The 16,976-nt window shown below is 69.7% G+C and carries 18 protein-coding genes and 1 pseudogene; 12 read left to right on the top strand and 7 right to left on the bottom strand.

Features of this window, described 5'->3' with window-relative positions; translation table 11 throughout:
* The first annotated feature begins 299 nt into the window (after positions 1 to 299).
* Positions 300 to 1,001, top strand: coding sequence for a flavodoxin family protein (locus tag OG766_RS30860; protein WP_266386246.1), 702 nt, complete (start codon positions 300 to 302; stop codon positions 999 to 1,001).
* Positions 1,002 to 1,026: 25 nt separating this feature from the next.
* Positions 1,027 to 1,983: a hypothetical protein gene (locus tag OG766_RS30855; RefSeq protein ID WP_328726716.1), complete on the top strand. Its 957-nt coding sequence runs from the start codon at positions 1,027 to 1,029 to the stop codon at positions 1,981 to 1,983.
* A gap of 313 nt (positions 1,984 to 2,296) precedes the next feature.
* Here the strand turns inward: OG766_RS30855 and OG766_RS30850 are convergent, their stop codons facing one another.
* On the bottom strand, positions 2,297 to 3,457 hold the full coding sequence (locus OG766_RS30850; protein ID WP_266386252.1) for a bifunctional alpha/beta hydrolase/OsmC family protein: 1,161 nt from the start codon (positions 3,455 to 3,457) through the stop codon (positions 2,297 to 2,299).
* A 260-nt stretch (positions 3,458 to 3,717) separates the two neighbouring features.
* On the opposite strand from OG766_RS30850, the gene OG766_RS30845 reads away from it, so the two are divergent.
* A complete protein-coding gene (locus tag OG766_RS30845) occupies positions 3,718 to 4,227 on the top strand; it encodes a DM13 domain-containing protein (RefSeq protein WP_266386254.1) in 510 nt (169 codons plus the stop codon).
* Between the two features lie 149 nt (positions 4,228 to 4,376).
* Here OG766_RS30845 and OG766_RS30840 read toward each other — a convergent pair whose 3' ends face one another.
* The 4 genes from OG766_RS30840 to OG766_RS30825 form a co-directional block, all read right to left on the bottom strand.
* Positions 4,377 to 5,720 (bottom strand): hypothetical protein, encoded by a 1,344-nt coding sequence (locus OG766_RS30840; RefSeq protein ID WP_328726713.1) that lies wholly within the window; start codon positions 5,718 to 5,720, stop codon positions 4,377 to 4,379.
* Entirely contained in the window at positions 5,713 to 7,347 is a 1,635-nt protein-coding gene (locus tag OG766_RS30835; protein WP_328726711.1) for an NAD(P)/FAD-dependent oxidoreductase, read from the bottom strand. Before OG766_RS30835 ends, OG766_RS30840 begins: the two co-directional genes overlap by 8 nt.
* Before the next feature lie 536 nt (positions 7,348 to 7,883).
* A complete protein-coding gene (locus tag OG766_RS30830; RefSeq protein ID WP_266386263.1) occupies positions 7,884 to 8,114 on the bottom strand; it encodes an anti-sigma factor family protein in 231 nt (76 codons plus the stop codon).
* On the bottom strand, positions 8,111 to 8,782 hold the full coding sequence (locus tag OG766_RS30825) for an RNA polymerase sigma factor (protein ID WP_266386266.1): 672 nt from the start codon (positions 8,780 to 8,782) through the stop codon (positions 8,111 to 8,113). The genes OG766_RS30830 and OG766_RS30825 overlap by 4 nt, the downstream gene beginning before the upstream one ends.
* Before the next feature lie 285 nt (positions 8,783 to 9,067).
* Here OG766_RS30825 and OG766_RS30820 point away from each other — a divergent pair.
* Positions 9,068 to 9,202 (top strand): annotated as a pseudogene (locus OG766_RS30820) (IPT/TIG domain-containing protein); the annotation flags it as partial.
* Positions 9,203 to 9,278: 76 nt separating this feature from the next.
* On the top strand, positions 9,279 to 9,800 hold the full coding sequence (locus OG766_RS30815; RefSeq protein WP_328726708.1) for an IPT/TIG domain-containing protein: 522 nt from the start codon (positions 9,279 to 9,281) through the stop codon (positions 9,798 to 9,800).
* 150 nt (positions 9,801 to 9,950) lie between these two features.
* Here the strand turns inward: OG766_RS30815 and OG766_RS30810 are convergent, their stop codons facing one another.
* Positions 9,951 to 10,526, bottom strand: a complete 576-nt coding sequence (locus tag OG766_RS30810) for a CGNR zinc finger domain-containing protein (protein WP_266386272.1) — start codon at positions 10,524 to 10,526, stop codon at positions 9,951 to 9,953.
* Between the two features lie 220 nt (positions 10,527 to 10,746).
* On the opposite strand from OG766_RS30810, the gene OG766_RS30805 reads away from it, so the two are divergent.
* Entirely contained in the window at positions 10,747 to 11,217 is a 471-nt protein-coding gene (locus OG766_RS30805) for a carboxymuconolactone decarboxylase family protein (protein ID WP_266386275.1), read from the top strand.
* 278 nt (positions 11,218 to 11,495) lie between these two features.
* Positions 11,496 to 12,173: a flavodoxin family protein gene (locus OG766_RS30800; RefSeq protein ID WP_266388700.1), complete on the top strand. Its 678-nt coding sequence runs from the start codon at positions 11,496 to 11,498 to the stop codon at positions 12,171 to 12,173.
* A gap of 58 nt (positions 12,174 to 12,231) precedes the next feature.
* Here OG766_RS30800 and OG766_RS30795 read toward each other — a convergent pair whose 3' ends face one another.
* On the bottom strand, positions 12,232 to 13,137 hold the full coding sequence (locus OG766_RS30795) for an NAD(P)H-binding protein (protein ID WP_328726707.1): 906 nt from the start codon (positions 13,135 to 13,137) through the stop codon (positions 12,232 to 12,234).
* Positions 13,138 to 13,370: 233 nt separating this feature from the next.
* Between OG766_RS30795 and OG766_RS30790 the strand changes: the two genes are divergently transcribed.
* From OG766_RS30790 to OG766_RS30770, 5 genes are all read left to right on the top strand, one after another.
* Complete coding sequence (locus tag OG766_RS30790; protein ID WP_328726706.1) at positions 13,371 to 14,573, top strand: cation:proton antiporter; 1,203 nt, start codon at positions 13,371 to 13,373, stop codon at positions 14,571 to 14,573.
* 88 nt (positions 14,574 to 14,661) lie between these two features.
* Positions 14,662 to 15,261 (top strand): sulfite oxidase-like oxidoreductase, encoded by a 600-nt coding sequence (locus tag OG766_RS30785; RefSeq protein WP_266386283.1) that lies wholly within the window; start codon positions 14,662 to 14,664, stop codon positions 15,259 to 15,261.
* Positions 15,231 to 15,986, top strand: a complete 756-nt coding sequence (locus OG766_RS30780; RefSeq protein WP_328726705.1) for a ferredoxin reductase — start codon at positions 15,231 to 15,233, stop codon at positions 15,984 to 15,986. Before OG766_RS30785 ends, OG766_RS30780 begins: the two co-directional genes overlap by 31 nt.
* A 15-nt stretch (positions 15,987 to 16,001) precedes the next feature.
* Entirely contained in the window at positions 16,002 to 16,274 is a 273-nt protein-coding gene (locus OG766_RS30775; RefSeq protein WP_328726704.1) for a DUF6510 family protein, read from the top strand.
* A gap of 40 nt (positions 16,275 to 16,314) precedes the next feature.
* Positions 16,315 to 16,974, top strand: coding sequence for an RraA family protein (locus OG766_RS30770; RefSeq protein WP_328726703.1), 660 nt, complete (start codon positions 16,315 to 16,317; stop codon positions 16,972 to 16,974).
* Positions 16,975 to 16,976 lie beyond the last annotated feature (2 nt).

The following is a 16,976-nucleotide window of genomic DNA, read 5'->3' as shown; positions in this document are numbered from 1 at the left end:
CCCGGTTCTCACCCGCTTACGGCGGTGGGACCTGCACGCCGAGTGGTGACCGTCGGCGTGAAGCAGGCCGCCGTCGTGGCGGCGGGCCGACCACCGATGGTGGGCCCGCTCGGCGATATCGCGCATCCGGAAGTCGTGCGCCACTTGGCGGGACGCCGCGCGGAGCTCCTGCGGGGCATGTGCGCGATTCACTCCGGTCGTCGGGTCTGTCCCCACCCCCTCGCCGCCGGTATCCGCCGAGCCCCAAGTACGCGTACGTGGTCCTTGTAACGTTCGACGCTCCCGCCGCACTGAGGGGTATGAGCCATGACGACCTGAGTGCGCTGTTCCTCAACTGCACGCTGAAGAGGAGCCCGGAGCGCAGCCACACGCAGGGCCTGATCGACCTCAGCTCGCGGATCATGGAGAAGCAGGGCGTTCAGGTCGAGCATCTGCGGGCGATCGACCATGACATCGCCACCGGGGTGTGGCCGGACATGACGGAGCACGGCTGGGAGCGCGACGCGTGGCCGTCGATCTACCAGCGGGTGATGGCCGCCGACATCCTCGTCATCGCCGGGCCGATCTGGCTGGGTGACAACAGCTCGGTCGCCAAGCTGGTCATCGAGCGGCTCTACGCCTGCTCGGGCCTGCTCAACGATGCCGGTCAGTACGCCTATTACGGGCGCGTGGGCGGCTGCCTGATCACCGGCAACGAAGACGGCGCCAAGCACTGCGCCATGAACGTCCTGTACAGCCTGCAGCACCTGGGCTACACCATCCCGCCGCAGGCGGACGCGGGCTGGATCGGCGAAGCCGGGCCAGGCCCCTCCTATCTCGATCCCGACTCCGGCGGTCCCGCCAACGACTTCACCAACAGGAACACCACGTTCATGACGTGGAACCTGTTGCATCTGGCCCGGCTGCTCAAGAACGCCGGTGGCGTTCCGGCGCACGGGAACCAGCGGTCGCAGTGGGACGCAGGATGCCGTTTCGACTTCGAGAATCCGGAATATCGCTAAGCCAGCAACGAAAGGCCGAAGGAAAATGACCGTCGAGACCATAGAGACCATCCCCAACTGCGCCTACCCGGGTTGCACCAATCCGCCCGAGCCGCCCACGGCCGGCGCGCAGGGTCCGGCGCCCCGCTACTGCCCGCACCCCGACCACAACGCGCTCGGCGCGTTCAGGAAGTTCCGCGCCAAGCGGCTGCAGCGCAAGGAGGACAGGCGCGCGGCAGCCGAAGCCAAGAAGGCGGCCAAGGAGGGCGCGCAGGGGACCCAGGCACCGGTCGCCGAGCAGTCGTCGTCCGCCGCCTTCGGGCAGGCCTCCCCCGCTGGTGCGGCGCCCGGTGCGGTCGGGCGGACGCCCGCCACGGACGCGGCGCCCCAGGCGTTCGGGCAGGTCCCCGGAGCTGAGGTGGTGCCCCAGGAGCTCGTACAGGCTCCCGCCGCCGAGGGAATCGAGGAGGCGTCGCCGGAGGCACTTGACGACGAGATGATGGCGATGATGGACATGCCGGCCGCCGCCGACGCCCCGGCCGCCCAGTCGCGCGACGCCCTCGTCGCACTCATCAACCAGCTCGCCGGCCACGTCAACCAGCTCTCCACCGATCTGCCCGGCTACATCGAGGAGCTGGCGATCATCACGGACTCCGCGGCAGCCGAGGCGCGGATCGAGACCGTCACGCGGGCCGCCGCGCAGCGCATCCTGGCCGCCGAGCAGCGCGCCACGCTGGCCGAGGAGGCGGGCGACATGGCCATCGCCCAGCTCGAGGCCGGTGAGCGGAAGTTCGCCGAGGAGACCGCCGCGATCCGCGAGGAGACGGCCCGCCAGGTGGCGGACGCCGAATTCGTCCGGGCCGAGCTGGAGCGCTACCGCGAGCGTGTCAGCATGCTCGAAGTCAGGCTCGACAGCGTCCGCGACGAGGCCGATGAGCTGCGCCGTGCGAGGGCCGGGCTCTCCGTCGGACCCGAGCAGCCGCACCCCGCTCAGAACGACTGAGGGTCGACGTCCCGGCTGGTTCCGGCATTCCGCCCGTTCCGGCGCTCCGGGGTTCCGGGGTTCCGGGGTTCCGGGGTTCCGGCGTTCTGGGGTTCCGGCGTTCTGGGGTTCCGGCGTTCTGGGGTTCCGGCGTTCTGGGGTTCCGGTCGAGAACTCCCGTCGACGTCACAACGGCCGCCGCGATCCTGTAGCCGGCGTTGAGGAGAGTCCGGGGCCGACTCGGGGCTGGTCCCTCGAGTCGGCCCTGTCGTTGGGCGGTCGCCCGCAGGTGCCTGAGCAGGCGCCGGTCATCGACAGCCGCTCGAAAGGGGCTTCATGGGATCGTCGTCTCGATCGTGAGGTCACCGGTCAACGTCCGGTGGACCGGGCATCTGTCGGCGATCTCGTGCAGCTTCTCCCGCTGCTCCGTGGTGAGTTCGCCGCTGAGCACGAGTTCCTTGAGGATCGTGTCCTTGTCCTTCATCCGCAGCGACACCGCGACCTGTTCGAGCGGGAGCTGCTGGGAGTCGGCGTACATACGGACCGTCATCGACGTGCAGGCGCCGAGGCCGGCCAGCAGCAGGTCGAAGGGGCCCGGGCCGGTGTCGGCGCCGCCGAAGGAGCGGGGTTCGTCGGCGATCAGGCGGTGCCGACCCGAGGTGACCGTCTGCTGGAACTCCCCCTTGCCGGTCTCCGCAACCGTGACCACTCCCGGCTCGCCGCCCGCGTCCCGCGGACCGTCGAGGTAGCGGCCGACCCACGCCGCGAGGACCTCCGCCACGTAGGCGGCGTCCGTGCGATCGGTGAGCAGGTGGTCGGCGCCGTCCAGCGAGACGAAGGACTTGGGGTGGCGTGCCGCGTCGTGGATGAGCCTGGCGTTCTCCACGCCCACCAGATCATCCTGCGGCGCGTGCATGACCAGCAGGGCACGGCGCAGTCCGGCGATGCGCTCCCGCTGGTTCTGCCGCCCGATGTCGGTGAGGAACTGCTTGCCGATCCGGAAGGACCGGCCGGCCAGCACCACCTCGGCCACCCCGCTCGCCTCGATCTCGGCCCGCGAGGAGCCGAGCAGATGCTCGACGTGAGCGGTGTCGGCCGGTGCGCCGATGGTGACGACGGCCTTGGCCTCGACGATCGAGTTCGCCGCCGCCAGGACGGCGGCGCCACCAAGGGAATGGCCGATGAGGATGCTCGGCGCTCCGATCGTGTCGCGCAGATGGCCGGCGGCGCGCACCAGGTCGTCGACGTTGGAGGTGAAGGTGGTGTCGGCGAAGTCGCCCCCCGACCGGCCGAGACCGGTGAAGTCGAAGCGCAGGACGGCTACGCCGCGTGCCGCCAGCTCACGCGAGATCCTGGTGGCGGCGACCGAGTCCTTGCCGCAGGTGAAGCAGTGGGCGAACAGGGCCGTCGCCACCACGGGGCCGGTGGGCAACTCCAGGCGGCCGGACAGCGGCTCCCCGCAGGAGCCCGGGAAGGAAACCTCTCTGGTGTTCATACGGCTCAGTGCGACGAAGGGCGCCAGGCGTTACGTGCAACGGCACTACGTGCAACGGCGCCACGTACAACGGCGCCACGTGCAGCGGCATATGTGCGGCAACGCCACGTGCGACGGCCCTGCGTGTAACGTTTCCCGGTCCTGCCGTCTCTGAGGGCGATGTGGCCACAACGCCGAGGCCACCGCCGACGGTTGCTTCGGCGCCACGCCCGGCCACCGGGTGGGCCTGAACACCCAACAGAAACGGAAACGGAAACCTGATGTCCCGGACCAAAAGCCCTGTCCTCTGGATCAGCACCGTCGTGGTCGTCCTCGCGGCGGCCATCGGGCTCTATCTCTTCCAGCCCTGGCGGCTGCTCACCACGGAACGCGTCGATGAGGCGGCTCCGGTGGCCACCGACGGGCAGGGGGCCGCGCAGGCCAAGCAGGTGGCGAACGGCAGCTTCATCTCCCACGAGCACGAGACCAGCGGCTCGGTGGAGATCCAGCGGCTCGCGGACGGGACGGCGACGCTGCGCCTGACGAACCTGCGTACCTCCGACGGCCCGGCCCTGCACGTGTGGCTCAGCGACCAGCCGGTCAAGCAGGACGGAGGCGGCAACCTCGACGACGGCAAGTACGTCGACCTCGGCGACCTCAAGGGCAACGAGGGCAACCAGAACTACGCGATCCCTCAGGGCACCGACCTGAACACGTTCTCCACGGTGACGATCTGGTGCGAACGCTTCAGCGTGTCGTTCGGCGCTGCCGAGCTGAAGCAGCTCACCTGACCGGCCCGCGTCGCGCGGGAGGAAGTGGAGCGGGTGGCCGTCGCCACCCGCTCCACCGCTTTCCGGGCCCGGGCCGGACATGACCAGACCGGACATGACCGGTCCCGACCGGCCCGGACCCGACCGGACATGCCCAGCCCGGACCGGACTCAGGACACCAGGATGGGGATGAGCAAGGCCACGCACGTGACCAGGCTCCACAACGCGGGGGCCGCGCTCAGCGTTTGCTCGTGGCGCGCGGCCGCCCGCGCCGTGGCGGCCTCGCTGCGGGTCAGGTGCCAGGGGCTGACCCGCTCCTCCAGCCGCTGGTACACCAGGCCGACCACCGCGCCATAGGCGAGGTGGCCGATGAGGGAGGGGAAGGCCAGGGCCAGCGCGGCGCCGCTCCACCGCGGTGTGGCGCCGAGCAGCACGGGAAGCAGCGTCAGGTTCCCCAGGACCCACCAGAGGAAGCCGTAGGACACACCCCAGCCGATCCCCGACGCCGGGTCGAAGCTGCGACGGCGGAAGAGGACCGCGTAGGTGACGCCGACGACCTGGGAGATCAGCAGGTGGATCACGAGGCCGACGATGGCGGACCCCGAGCCGACCAGGGCGGCGACGGCCGGCAGGAATCCCACGGCGACCATGACGCCGGTGAAGATCACGCCGCCGGCCAGTCCGGCGATGACGCCGTGCCAGATCGAGATGACCCGCCCACCGACGAGGCGTCCCTCCAGGGCGTGCCGCACGTCGTCGGAGAACACCGCTCGCGCCAGGCCGCCCAGCCAGCAGGTGAGCAGGGCCGTGCCGGCGCCGAGCAGCAGATGGCCGGGCAGCGATGCCACGGCGACGCGCACGGCTGCCGGCGTCCACTGCAGGCCGCGGCCGTCCAGCAGCGGCGAGATCGTCACCGCCGCGAGCGCCCACCACGCGAAGCCGAAGGCGGCGCCGCGGATCAGGGCGGGGCCGCTGCCCTCGCCGCGTTCGCCGAAGATCACCGCGTACGAGGCGCCGACCAGCGCGCCCACGATCAGCCCGCGCCAGCCGAGCCCGAGGACCGGCGCGGTGAGCAGCCCGGCGGCCGTCGCGCGCACCACGAGACCGGGCTCGAACCGCCGCTCTCCGGGCGACAGCAGGGCGAGGACGGCGGCCGTGACGGCCCCGTAGGCCAGATGGCCGAGCAGACTGGGGATCAGCGCCTGCGCCGTTGCCACGTCCCAGGCCACGGGCCTGCCCAGCAGGATCGGCAGCAGCGTCAGCGGCCCGAGGAACCACCACAGCACGCCGTACGCGAGCCCCCAGAACAACAGCTCGCGCTGCCGCGCCACGAGCACGCCGAAGACGCTCCCGATGATCGCCGCGAGCAGCATGTGGACGGTGAAGCCCACGACGGGCGAGTCGGTTCTGACGATCGCCGCGACGGTGGGCAGGAACCCGATCAGCACCATCACCCCGCCGAAGACCAGACCTCCCACGAGGCCGGCGAGGGCTCCGAATCCGGCGTTACGCATGACGGTCATCCTTGGTCGAGAGGGCGATGTCCCTGGGGAAGACCAGGTCGAGGGTCCAGTCGGCGAGCACGCGCAGCCGTTTCTCCACGCTGGGCAGTTTGCTCAGGTAGACCGAGCGCCACAGGACCCAGGCGAGGAAGCCGGAGACCTGCCGCCCGCCGATCTCTCCGGCCGCCGTGCGGTGCCCGAGCGAGACCAGCACGCCGAGCCCGCCGAAGCGGAACGGGACGGGACGACGTCCACCGAGGACCGCGGCGATGTTCCGCGCCGCCGCCTTGCCTTCGCGGATCGCGTGCTGCGCGGTCGGAGGGTAGACACCGCCCGCCGGGTCGGGAATCCTCGCGCAGTCGCCCAGCGCCCACAGGCCGGGCATACCCGGGACCTGCATCGTGGGATCCACGGCCAGCGGCCCCTGCATGACCTGCTGCACCAGCGGGTTCGGCCGGTTGCCCGCCGTCCAGGCGAGGGTGCGGGTGGTGATGGTCTCGCCGGAGTCGAGCGTGATGTCCTCGGCGGTGGCCTTGGCCACGCGCCGGCCGAGGCGCAGCTCGATGCCGCGATGGGCGAGCTTGCGCTGTGCGTAGGAGCCGAGCTTCGGCGACAGCTCCGGCAGCAGCCGCTCCCCCGCGTGCACGATCACGAACCTGGGCCGAAGTCCGTGCAGCCGCGGATAGAAGTGGAGCACGTCGTGCACCAGGTCGAACAGCTCGGCCACCAGTTCCGTACCGGCGAAGCCGCCGCCCGCCACCACGAACGTCAACAGCCGCCTCTGCTCGGCCGGGTCCGGCTCGAGGTCGGCCCGCTCCAGCGCGCTCAGCACCTGATTGCGCAGCCTGGTGGCGTCATCGAGGGACTTCATCGGGTAGGCGTGCTCGCCCACTCCCGGCAGGTCGAAGAAGTGCGGCACCGCGCCGACCGCCAGGACCAGCTCGTCGTACGGCACACGGACCATGCCCTCCTTGCCGGCGGAGACGTACGCGTGACGTGTCTGCGTGTCGATCGAGACCACCCGGCCGTGCAGGAAGGAGGCGTGGTTGAGCCCGACCCGCACCGGTGCGCTCACGTGCCTGGCCTCCACCGTGCTCGAGGCGACGCCGACCAGCAGGGGCGTGAACAGCAGGGAGTTCGAGTCGCTGATCAGCGTCACGTGGGCATCGAGCCCGCGGCCGACGCGTCGGTCCAGTTCGCGCACCGCACCCACCCCGCCGAAACCGCCGCCGACGATCACCACGTGAGGTTTGGCGCGCTGGGGCGCCGGCCGAGGCGGGAGCCAGGCCGACAGGGCGTGGTAGGTGAGCCCGGCGATCGCGCCGAACAGGGCGGCACCGACGAGCTCGGGGAAGCGCGACACGGCCGTCTCGATCGTCCATGACGGCGTCCTTCCCTCCAGCGCGGGAGCAAGGCTGAGTGTCCAGGTCACCCAGTCGAGCAGGCCGATGAGCAGGCCGACGGAGAAGGCCGAGCCGTTGCTCTGCCTGTGGTCGCCGATGAGGAGGCCGAGCACGGCTCCCAGTACCACCGTGTGTGCCGCCCATGGCATCCAAGGCGGGTTCGTCACGACGGCCACGATCGCGCCACCGGGTAGTCCGGCGATGATGCCGAACAAGATTCTTCTGAGCAGAGTCATGGATGTCTCCGGTCGTCGCACGGCCTCCGCCCAGGGGGTACGGGGGCGAAGGCCATGCGAGGTGTGGGGGGATCCCAGCCCCCGCTTCGCACGTTCAGAGCGGGCGCGCCTCTTGAGCGTTACAAGTCCACCGGGCGGGGAACGCGGCGCGAGGACGGGAGTCGGCCGGAGACGGCGTGCAGAGCGCCCCGTCCCGCCCGCATGTCAGCGGCGGGACAGGCCCGGGACGTTCGGCGAGAAGAGGACGGCGCTGGATGGCCGAGGTGACGAAGCCGGGCTGCAGGCCCCGCCGGCGCGGCAGGAACCTGGACGAGCGTGGCGAGTCGACCGGCCGGGCGGCGCAGCTCGCGAAGGGTCGGCCGGCGCCTGGTGGTTACGGCTCGGGGCCCACTCGCCCCGTACCCCGTGCGTTGCCGCCAGCTCGCAGCCGACCGGATGCCGCGGCTCACACCATGGAGCGCGGGGACCGGGCGGCGGTCGTGACCACTACGCGCCGGTCACGGTGGCCGCCCGGCGTGCGCCGGAGGCGCGAGGGATCACTGCCGGTGCCAGCCCCGGAAAGCGGAGAGCAGCTGCTGCCGGGCGTCCGGTGAGATGTTGTCCGGGGTCAGTTCGCCCGTCGTGGCGATCGTCTGACGGAACTGATCGAGGTAGCTCTCGCACCCGGAGCACTCCGCGAGGTGCTCGATGAAGCGCCGCTCGTCCGCTTCGGGCAAGGCGCCCTCGAGGAACTCGGTCACCAACTCGACGAAGTCAACGCAGTTCACGGTCGTCCCCTCCCGCCGGCGACGTCATGGGCACCGGACACGTACTCCTCCAGCTTACGGCGCAAGAAGGCCCTGGCCCGGTGGAGGAGGACACGTTGGTTTCCCGGTGAGATCTCCAGCAGGGAACATACTTCCTCCGAGCCGTATCCCGCGACATCGCGAAGTGTGACCACCGTGCGGAGGCGGGGCGGCAGTTCGTCGAGCGCCTCGGCGATCACTTCGCGGACCTCGCCGCGCAGCACGTAGTCCTCGGGAACGTGCCAGGGACGCGGCTCCTGCCCGACGGCCCAGTGTCCGGCGTACTGCTCGCCGGAGGCGCGGAACCGGGAGGTGTCCACCGTCGGCCCCTCCTCCTCCGGCAGCAGGCTGGCGAAGGGAACCGTCCTGCTCTCCTTGGTGCCGCGCGCCTTGGCCGTGTTGACCAGGATCCGGTACACCCATGTCTTCAGGGATGAACGGCCCTCGAAGTCGGAGATCCCCTTGATGACCGCCAGCCATGTGTCCTGGACGGCCTCCTCCGCGGACGCCTTGGTCGACACGAACGACATGGCGAGCCGGAGCATGCCACTCGACCAGGTGTCCAGCACCTGGGTGAACGTCTGCTCGTCACCGTCACGCAGCCGCTGAACCAGGACCTCGTCCGGCGGCAATTCGCGTGCGCCCGCCATTCGTCTCTCCCCCTACCGCTTGTCCACTGGGAGGGTCAGCCTAGGGCAGCCCGATGAACGGGCTCTTGCTCGGGTGCGTTTGTTCACGTCTCCGTAAGGACGTTCTCAACCGCGAAGGTCGAGCTGCCGGCAGGTATCGCGACTCGCGCTCCCGTCACGCCCCCCGTCTGTCATGTAACCGCATCGTGTTCGGGTATTTGCCCATCAACTCACCGGTGACGCAGTGTTGTTCACTGCCCAGGTCGCCAAGTCGTTCCCGATGCACACACGCCATGTAGGACGATCATGCCGATCAGTCCCAGCCAGGGCTCCACCGGCGGAGGCACCCCCGTCACCATCACCGGCGTCAACCTCGCGGGTGCCACCGCCGTCCACTTCGACGGCAAGTCCGCCACGATCACCGGCAATACGCCCACCTCGGTGTCCGCACTCTCCCCCGCGGGAACGGGCGCGGTCGGCGCCAGGGTGACCACGGCGGGGGGGCACCAGCGGCCCGTTGGGGTTCTACTACGTCCAGCCGCCCGTCGTCCTGACCGTCTCGCCGGCGTCGGGAGCCGCGGCGGGCGGGGACACCGTCACCATCACCGGGCGCAACCTGGCCACCGCCACGTCCGTGGACTTCGGCGCCACGCCGGTCGTGCCGACGGTCGTGAGCGACACCGAGATCACCGTGGCCACCCCGGCCACCGCGGCGGGCGAGGTGTCCCTGGTCGTCCACACCCAGGGCGGGGTCTTCGACGATCTGGCCTTCACCTTCGTGGACCCGCCGACCGTCACCGTCTTCACCCCGATCACCGGCACGACGCTGGGCGGCACCCTCGTCGACATCACGGGCACCGACCTCGCGACGACCACCGACGTGACCTTCGGCGGCGTCTCGGCCACGTCATTCGCCGCTCTGTCAGACGACCGGGTCACGGCGGTCACGCCACCCCACGCACTGGGCGCGGTTCCGGTCACGGTCACCACGACCGGCGGCTCGGACAGCGCACCGCTCACCTATCTCTACGTCCTCTGAGAGCCCGGGCACCACGGCCGCCGGCCGGCCGGCATGCGCAGGGCCTGTTCGTGTTCGGAGGATGACCGCGTTCGGCGTTCGGCGTTCGGCGTTCGGCGTTCGGCGTTCGGCGTTCGGCGTTCGGCGTTCGGCGTTCGGCGTTCGGCGACCTTACGACCGCGAGCTCGAGGAGGCCGTCGTCTTCGCACTCGCGCGCCTGCGCGCCCGGTACGCCGCGGCCTTGATCTTGTTGCCGCACGGATCCATCTTGCACCACTCCCGGCGCGCCCCCCGGGAGTGATCGATGTAGAACTGGGTGCATTCGGGATTCGCGCATTCCTTGAGCAGCGGAACCTCCGGCCCGCTGAGGACTGCGACGGCATCCCGCGCGACATGGGAAAGTGCCTGCTGAACAGTGGCTTCAACGCTGCGTCCGGCGGCGGTCAGCTGCGGCACGGGAGCCGGGTGGCGTGCCGCGGCATTCACCAGGCCCAGCGCCTCCTGGTCATAGCTTTCGCCGGCGATCCTCGCGACGATCACCTGATAGATCGCCTCCCTCAACGCCACCGCCTCGCGGACATCGGCGCTCTCACACGGAAGGTCACTGTCCGTGATTCCGCATCCACGGAACCACGAGCTGAGGCTCTCGGGCGAGTGGAGCATCTCCCGGGGGCTGGCTTCGCGTCGCAGGCGCAGTGTTCCCGCGAAGTCGAGCGCCGGGCTTCCGGCGGGATACGCATGTTCCATGTCACCATTCTGACAGGTGACGATATGACATGCAACGCTCAGCTCGAAAGCATGGCGTCACACTCCGTTGCGGGCGGGATGGGCGCTTCGCGAATTGGCCCACTCGAATCACATGCGATTGCACCAGGAGAGTGGGGCACCTCGACCCTAGGCTTGTTGATGCAGGACGACAGGCACCGCCTCCCCCACCGCCGGCGCCGGTAGACAAGAGGATTCCCCCATGACCGACACGACCGACACGCAGCGCGTCAACATCGGCAAGCAGGACCCGACCAGCTACAAGGCCCTCATCGCCCTGTCGGCAGCGGTCGAGAAGAGCACCACCGAGGCGGGCCTCGACCCGCTCCTGCTGGAACTGCTGAAGATCCGCATCTCACAGATCAACGGCTGCAGCTTCTGCCTGCGCATGCACACCCGCGACGCCCTGAAGAAGGGCGAGAACCCCGACCGGCTCGCCGTACTGCCCAGCTGGGGGGAGACCGGCTACTTCTCCGACACCGAGCGTGCGGCCCTGCGCCTGGCGGAGTCGATCACGCTCGTGGCCGACGGGCACGTCAGTGACGCGGACTACGCCGCAGCCGCTGCCGTGCTCCCCGAGGAGCAGGTCTCGGCGGTCGCCTGGCTGAGCACCGTGATGAACGCCTTCAACCGGGTCGCGATCACCAGCCGGTACACCGTCGCCGGCGGCTGAGCCATCCGCACACCCGGCGCGGGAGCCGTGTTCACCCTGCGCCGATCCGGCAGGCCACGGCCGGGCAGCCCGCACCGTGACGGGTCCCGGGCAGCCCGGCGCCGTGACGGGTCGGCCGTCGGAGTGATCGTCGTCGTCCTCCTGCGCCCGTACGGCGACGGCGACGGGCTCAGCCCGCACGATGGAGGGCGTCGCACCGCTGTGAACGTCACAGCGGCAGGCTCCAGGAGCACTCCGTGAACACCCAGCCGCCCCTTTCCCACGACGGTCTCCGTGCAATGTTCGTCAACTGCACGCTCAAGCGGTCTCCCGACGTCAGCAACACCCAAGGGCTGATCGACAAGAGCCGCTCGGTGATGGAGTCGAACGGGGTCGCCACCGAGGTCGTACGGGCCGTCGACCACGACATCGCGACCGGCGTGTGGCCGGACATGACGGAGCACGGCTGGTCCACCGACGCATGGCCCGCGCTGTACGAGCGCGTGATGGCGGCCGACATCCTGGTGCTCGCGGGGCCCATCTGGCTCGGGGACAACAGCTCCGTCATGAAGCAGGTCATCGAGCGGCTCTACGCGGGTTCGTCGCTCCTCAACGACCGCGGACAGTACGCGTACTACGGGCGCGTGGGCGGCTGTCTGATCACCGGCAACGAGGACGGTGTGAAGCACTGCGCCATGAACGTCCTCTACAGCCTGCAGCACCTCGGCTACACCATCCCACCCCAGGCCGACGCGGGCTGGATCGGCGAGGCCGGGCCAGGACCCTCGTACCTCGACCCCGGGTCCGGCGGCCCGGAGAACGACTTCACCAACCGCAACACCACGTTCATGACCTGGAATCTCATGCACCTCGCGGCCATGCTCAAGCAGGCCGGCGGCATCCCCGCCCACGGCAACCAGCGCTCCGCGTGGGACGCGGGCTGCCGCTCCGACTCCCCCAACCCCGAACACCGCTGACCGAGTCCGTGCCGGAGCAACGCACGCTCCTTGAGCCGGAGTCGAGCGCTGAAGCGGTTCAGCCCAGGTAGAAGTCCTTGCGGGCGGACACGAACGCCTCGACCGATCGGGCAGGTTCGCCCGTGACGTGCTCGACGTCGTCCGTCGCGCGGTCGTAGCGGTTCTCGCGGTGCAGTCGGGCCATCGTGACGATGTGCTGTTCGGTGTGCGGAGGCAGGCCCGCCTCGGCGAGCACCTCGGTGTGCCAACGGTCCAGCGGCACGTCCGTATAGGACACCGGACGCCCCAGTGCTCGTGCGAACTCCTCGGCCACCTCGTCCATGCCGACCGAACGCGGGCCGGTCAGCTCGTAGACATGACCGATGTGCGGGGCCGGGTCGCGGAGCACGGTGGCGACCACGCGGGCGACGTCGGCCACGGCGACGGGTGAGGTGCGCCCCGTGCCGAACGGCAGCGCGATCGTGCCGTTCTCCCGGATCGAACGGGCTGCCAGCGTGGTGAACAGCGGGTTGTCGAGGAACGACGTCGGGCGGATGTGCACCACCGGCAGGCCCGACCAGTTCAGTACCTGCTCGGCCAGCCAGTGCAGCCGCTGCTGGTGCGACTCCCCGGTGCTGGTGGCGGTCATCTGAGACACCGTCATCTGGGACATGCCCACCAGGGCGTCCAGTTGCCCGTGCTCGCGCGCCACGGTGGCCGTCACCGTCGCCGCCAGCAGGTGGTCCGGGGACACGGGCATCGCGAAGTACATCCTGCCGACGCCCCGCAGCGCGGCCGCGACGGTCTCGGGCCGGGTCAGATCGCCGACGACGACCTCCGCGCCGAGTCCGCGCAGCCCGGCCGCACGGTCGTCGTCGCGGCGGACCATGACGCGTACAGGTACGTTCTGCGCACGCAGTTGCTCCAGGACCATGTGGCCCACGTCCCCGGCGTTGCCGAGGAGAACGAGGTTGCCGGCGGCCATCGGTCGGTCTCCCTTGCGCAGTGGGGTGTGATCACTCTGCCTCTGGCGTCTTCCGAGCGCGCGGTTCCACCGAGCCGGGGACCCGGGCCCTGGACGGGAGCGGCATATACCGTGGATGGGTAGATCCCGGACACTACCCCATGAGCCTAAAAGGCTTGGCGGCTGATCGCACCGCGGGATGAGGCAACGTCGGTGGGACCTGAGTGCCCCGCCGACCGGCCACCGGAGTCACGATGTCGTACGACAACTTGGTCATCGTTCTCGCGGTGGCCGCGGCCGTCCCCTTCGTCCTCGCCATGGTGCCCCGAGTGCCCCTCCCGGGCCCGGTCCTCGAGATCGTGGCCGGCGTCGTCCTTGGTCCGGCGGTGCTGAATCTGGTGCAGCCGGACGCCACCGTCGAAGCGTTGTCGATCATCGGACTGAGCTTCCTGCTGTTCCTTGCCGGGCTCGAGATCGACTTCCGGCAACTGCGCGGGCCACGGGCACGGCTCGTCGGCATCGGTCTGGCGGGGACGCTCGCGCTGGCCGGGATCGTCGGCTGGGTGCTGGACATCGCCGGGCTGGTCGAGAGCCCACTGCTGATCGGCACCGCGCTGGTGGCCACGTCCTTGGGCCTTCTGGTCCCGATCCTCAAGGACGCCGACGCGGTCGACCGGCCGGTCGGCCAACTGACCATCGGTGGAGCCTCCGCAGGTGAGATCAGCGCGGTGGTGCTGCTGTCGTTGTTCTTCTCCGAGCATGCGTCGAGCCCGGCCTCCGGGGTGCTCCTGCTGCTCGGCCTCGCTCTCCTGGTGGCGCTCATCGTGGTGACATCGGTACGTGCGGGGCGCTCCATGTGGCTGTCCCGGGCCGTGGTGAATCTGGCCGACACGAGTGCCCAGGTCCGGGTCCGCTTGACCATGATTCTGATCGTCGGCCTTTCCGCGATCGCCCTGCATCTCGGATTCGAGGCCATTCTGGGTGCCTTCATCGCAGGGGCCGTGCTGCGGCTGGTCGACCCCGACGCGGAACGGACGCATCCGCAGTTCCACATCAAACTGGAGGGCCTCGGTTATGGATTCCTCGTCCCGGTCTTCTTCGTGACCAGCGGTATCCAGTTCGATCTCGGAGCGCTGTTCGCGGACGTCGGGACGGCGCTGCGCGTACCGATGTTCCTTGCCGCACTCCTTCTCGTACGCGGACTGCCCGCACTGGTCTACCGCAGGGCGGGCCTCTCGCGTGCCGAGACCGTGGCCAGCGGACTCCTGCAGGCCACCTCTCTTCCCGTGATCGTGGCGGCGACCACGATCGGGTTGAGGCTGGACGCGATCAGCCCGGCCAACGCGGCCGCGCTGGTGGCTGCGGGCCTCGTGTCCGTGGTCGTGTTTCCCCTGACGGCGCTGCCCTTGCTGAACCGTTCACCGAGATCCGCAGGGAGAGTGCACCGCACGGGGTGATGAGGGAGGCCGCCTCCCTACCCGGATGCTGTGCCGCGCGATGTCCTGGAGAATGGAAACCGCGGACATCGGAGAATGGGGGCACGACATGCCCATCGTTTCGCGGGGATTCCACGGACGAGCGCGGGATACGCGGCACAAACTGCCTCCCGGGCAGTATGAGACCACGGACTTCCCCGTTCTGTCCGCAGGACCGACCCCCATCGTGGACCGCGACGAGTGGGAGTTCACCATCCGTACGGAGACGGGTGAACGGGCCAGCTGGAACTGGGCACAGATGACGGCGTTGCCCAGCGAGACGCCGACCGTTGACCTGCACTGCGTCACCAAGTGGTCGAAGTTCGACACGGAGTGGCAGGGAGTCTCCTTGGACGTCCTTCTGGAGGACGTGGAGACCAGCGCCGAATACGCGCTCATTCAGTCCTACGGCGATTACACCTCCAATGTTCCCCTGGAGGACCTTCTCGACGGACAGGCGTGGATCGCGTACCGCTACGACGGCGAGGACATCGCGCCGGAGCACGGCGGCCCCGCCAGGCTGCTGGTTCCGCACCTGTACTTCTGGAAGTCCGCCAAGTGGGTACACGGAATCCAACTGCTCGCCGAGGAGGAACTGGGCTTCTGGGAGACCATCGGCTACCACGATTACGGGGACCCATGGCGCGAACAGCGGTATCGAGGCGACTAGGCGGTGGCCCGCTGCGCTGGAGGGCGGCCCGCCTGACCGACCGGCGCATCGAGTCCGAGGCGGCGCGCACCCTCGTCTTCGAGGTGCCGGGCTGGCCGGGCCATGTCGCGGGGCAGCACCTGGACGTGCGTCTCACGGCGGAGGACGGCTACAGCACACAGCGCAGCTACTCGGTGGCGTCGGCAGCCGAGGACGAGAACGTCGAGCTGACCGTTCAGCGTGTCAGTGACGGTGAGGTCTCCCCGTACCTGCTGGACGACCTCGCGCTGGGCGATCTGGTGGAACTGCGCGGACCGGTCGGCGGCTGGTTCGTGTGGCGGCCGGAGCAGACGGAACCGGTCCTGCTGGTGGGCGGCGGCTCCGGCCTGGTGCCCTTGATGGCGATGGTCCGTACGCGCCGCGCGGTCGGCAGCCGTACGCCTTTCCGGTTGGTGTATTCCGTACGCAGCCCCGAGTACCAGCTCTTCGCATCCGAGTTGAGACGGGGCGACCCGGGCCTCGACAAGACGTACGTCTACACCCGCTCCGCCCCACCGGAGTCGCCGCGGCCTCCCGGACGCGTCACCGCTTCGGATCTGTCGAGCGCCGGGTGGCCACCGGACTTCGAACCGACGTGCTACGTCTGCGGATCCACCGGCTTCGTCGAGAAGGCCGCCGGCCTGCTGGTGGCCCTCGGCCACCATCCCGGCCGTATCCGCACCGAGCGCTTCGGACCCAGCGGATGAGGAGGTGCTGAAACCATGACCCTGACACCCGACTTCCTTGACGGCAACGCCGCCGCCGGGGACCTCGAGTCCGTGTTCGGGACGGACATGACCGTGGCCACCGGACGATGCCGTGGCTGCGGTCAACGGATGTCGCTCGCCCAGACGCGTGCCTACCTCCGTGGTCCGGGCATCGTGCTGCGCTGCCCCGGGTGCGAAAGCGTTCTGCTTCGACTGGTCCGCTCCGCCGACCAGATGTGGCTCGACACCGGCGGACTGGACTACCTCAGGATCCCGGCACCGCAATGACCCGCCTACGACAAGGCCGCACGTCGGCCCGGGAGTGCCCATGGCGGACATGAAGGACCGTCTGCAAGATCTGGCCTCCGGGGTACGCACCCCCGACGTCGTCGACGCCATGGGACGGATGCACCGCCACCGGTGTCACCTCGACGACCTGGTGAGCCCGACTCCGGGTCGCGTCCTGCTGGCTCCCGCGGTGACGATCTCGTATCTCCCTTCATGCGAGGAAGCACTCCCACCCGAGCAGTTCACCTTCACCCGACTGTTCGATGAGGCCATCGGAGAGGGCGCGCAGGGGCACGTGCTGGTGCTGGCCGGCAACGGGCACAGAGACATCTCCCTCGGCGGCGGGACAAAGCTCTCGCTGGTCGCAGCACGCGGTCTCGCGGGCGTCCTGGCCGACGGTCGTCTCCGGGACTTCCCCGAGATCGCGCGTTACGACCTCGCCGTCTACTGCTGGGGGCAGACGTCCAAATGGGGCGGCGACGTGGTGACACCGTTCGAGACCAACCGGCCGGTCGTCGTCTCGGGCGTGGCCGTCCGCCCTGGTGACTACGTGTTCGCGGATGCGTCCGGCGCTGCCGTCATCCCCGCCGCACACGTCCTCAGGGTGTTCGAAGAAGCCAACCGCGTCGCACAGGACGAGGCGGCCTACGCCGAGAGTCTGCGCCACGAGAACCCCACCAGCGAGGGATCCGGGCAATAGCG

The organism is Streptomyces sp. NBC_00259 (genome assembly GCF_036181745.1).
Lineage (GTDB): Bacteria > Actinomycetota > Actinomycetes > Streptomycetales > Streptomycetaceae > Streptomyces > Streptomyces pratisoli.
This window is presented reverse-complemented; position numbering and strand designations above follow the sequence as displayed.

What these genes read in the sequence shown, in the direction of transcription:
- OG766_RS30860 (WP_266386246.1), top strand. Translation starts at nt 300, where the DNA reads ATGAGCCATGACGACCTGAGTGCGCTGTTCCTCAACTGCACGCTGAAG.
- OG766_RS30855 (WP_328726716.1), top strand. Translation starts at nt 1,027, where the DNA reads ATGACCGTCGAGACCATAGAGACCATCCCCAACTGCGCCTACCCGGGT.
- OG766_RS30850 (WP_266386252.1), bottom strand. Translation starts at nt 3,457, where the DNA reads ATGAACACCAGAGAGGTTTCCTTCCCGGGCTCCTGCGGGGAGCCGCTG.
- OG766_RS30845 (WP_266386254.1), top strand. Translation starts at nt 3,718, where the DNA reads ATGTCCCGGACCAAAAGCCCTGTCCTCTGGATCAGCACCGTCGTGGTC.
- OG766_RS30840 (WP_328726713.1), bottom strand. Translation starts at nt 5,720, where the DNA reads ATGCGTAACGCCGGATTCGGAGCCCTCGCCGGCCTCGTGGGAGGTCTG.
- OG766_RS30835 (WP_328726711.1), bottom strand. Translation starts at nt 7,347, where the DNA reads ATGACTCTGCTCAGAAGAATCTTGTTCGGCATCATCGCCGGACTACCC.
- OG766_RS30825 (WP_266386266.1), bottom strand. Translation starts at nt 8,782, where the DNA reads ATGGCGGGCGCACGCGAATTGCCGCCGGACGAGGTCCTGGTTCAGCGG.
- OG766_RS30810 (WP_266386272.1), bottom strand. Translation starts at nt 10,526, where the DNA reads ATGGAACATGCGTATCCCGCCGGAAGCCCGGCGCTCGACTTCGCGGGA.
- OG766_RS30805 (WP_266386275.1), top strand. Translation starts at nt 10,747, where the DNA reads ATGACCGACACGACCGACACGCAGCGCGTCAACATCGGCAAGCAGGAC.
- OG766_RS30800 (WP_266388700.1), top strand. Translation starts at nt 11,496, where the DNA reads ATGTTCGTCAACTGCACGCTCAAGCGGTCTCCCGACGTCAGCAACACC.
- OG766_RS30795 (WP_328726707.1), bottom strand. Translation starts at nt 13,137, where the DNA reads ATGGCCGCCGGCAACCTCGTTCTCCTCGGCAACGCCGGGGACGTGGGC.
- OG766_RS30790 (WP_328726706.1), top strand. Translation starts at nt 13,371, where the DNA reads ATGTCGTACGACAACTTGGTCATCGTTCTCGCGGTGGCCGCGGCCGTC.
- OG766_RS30785 (WP_266386283.1), top strand. Translation starts at nt 14,662, where the DNA reads ATGCCCATCGTTTCGCGGGGATTCCACGGACGAGCGCGGGATACGCGG.
- OG766_RS30780 (WP_328726705.1), top strand. Translation starts at nt 15,231, where the DNA reads ATGGCGCGAACAGCGGTATCGAGGCGACTAGGCGGTGGCCCGCTGCGC.
- OG766_RS30775 (WP_328726704.1), top strand. Translation starts at nt 16,002, where the DNA reads ATGACCCTGACACCCGACTTCCTTGACGGCAACGCCGCCGCCGGGGAC.
- OG766_RS30770 (WP_328726703.1), top strand. Translation starts at nt 16,315, where the DNA reads ATGGCGGACATGAAGGACCGTCTGCAAGATCTGGCCTCCGGGGTACGC.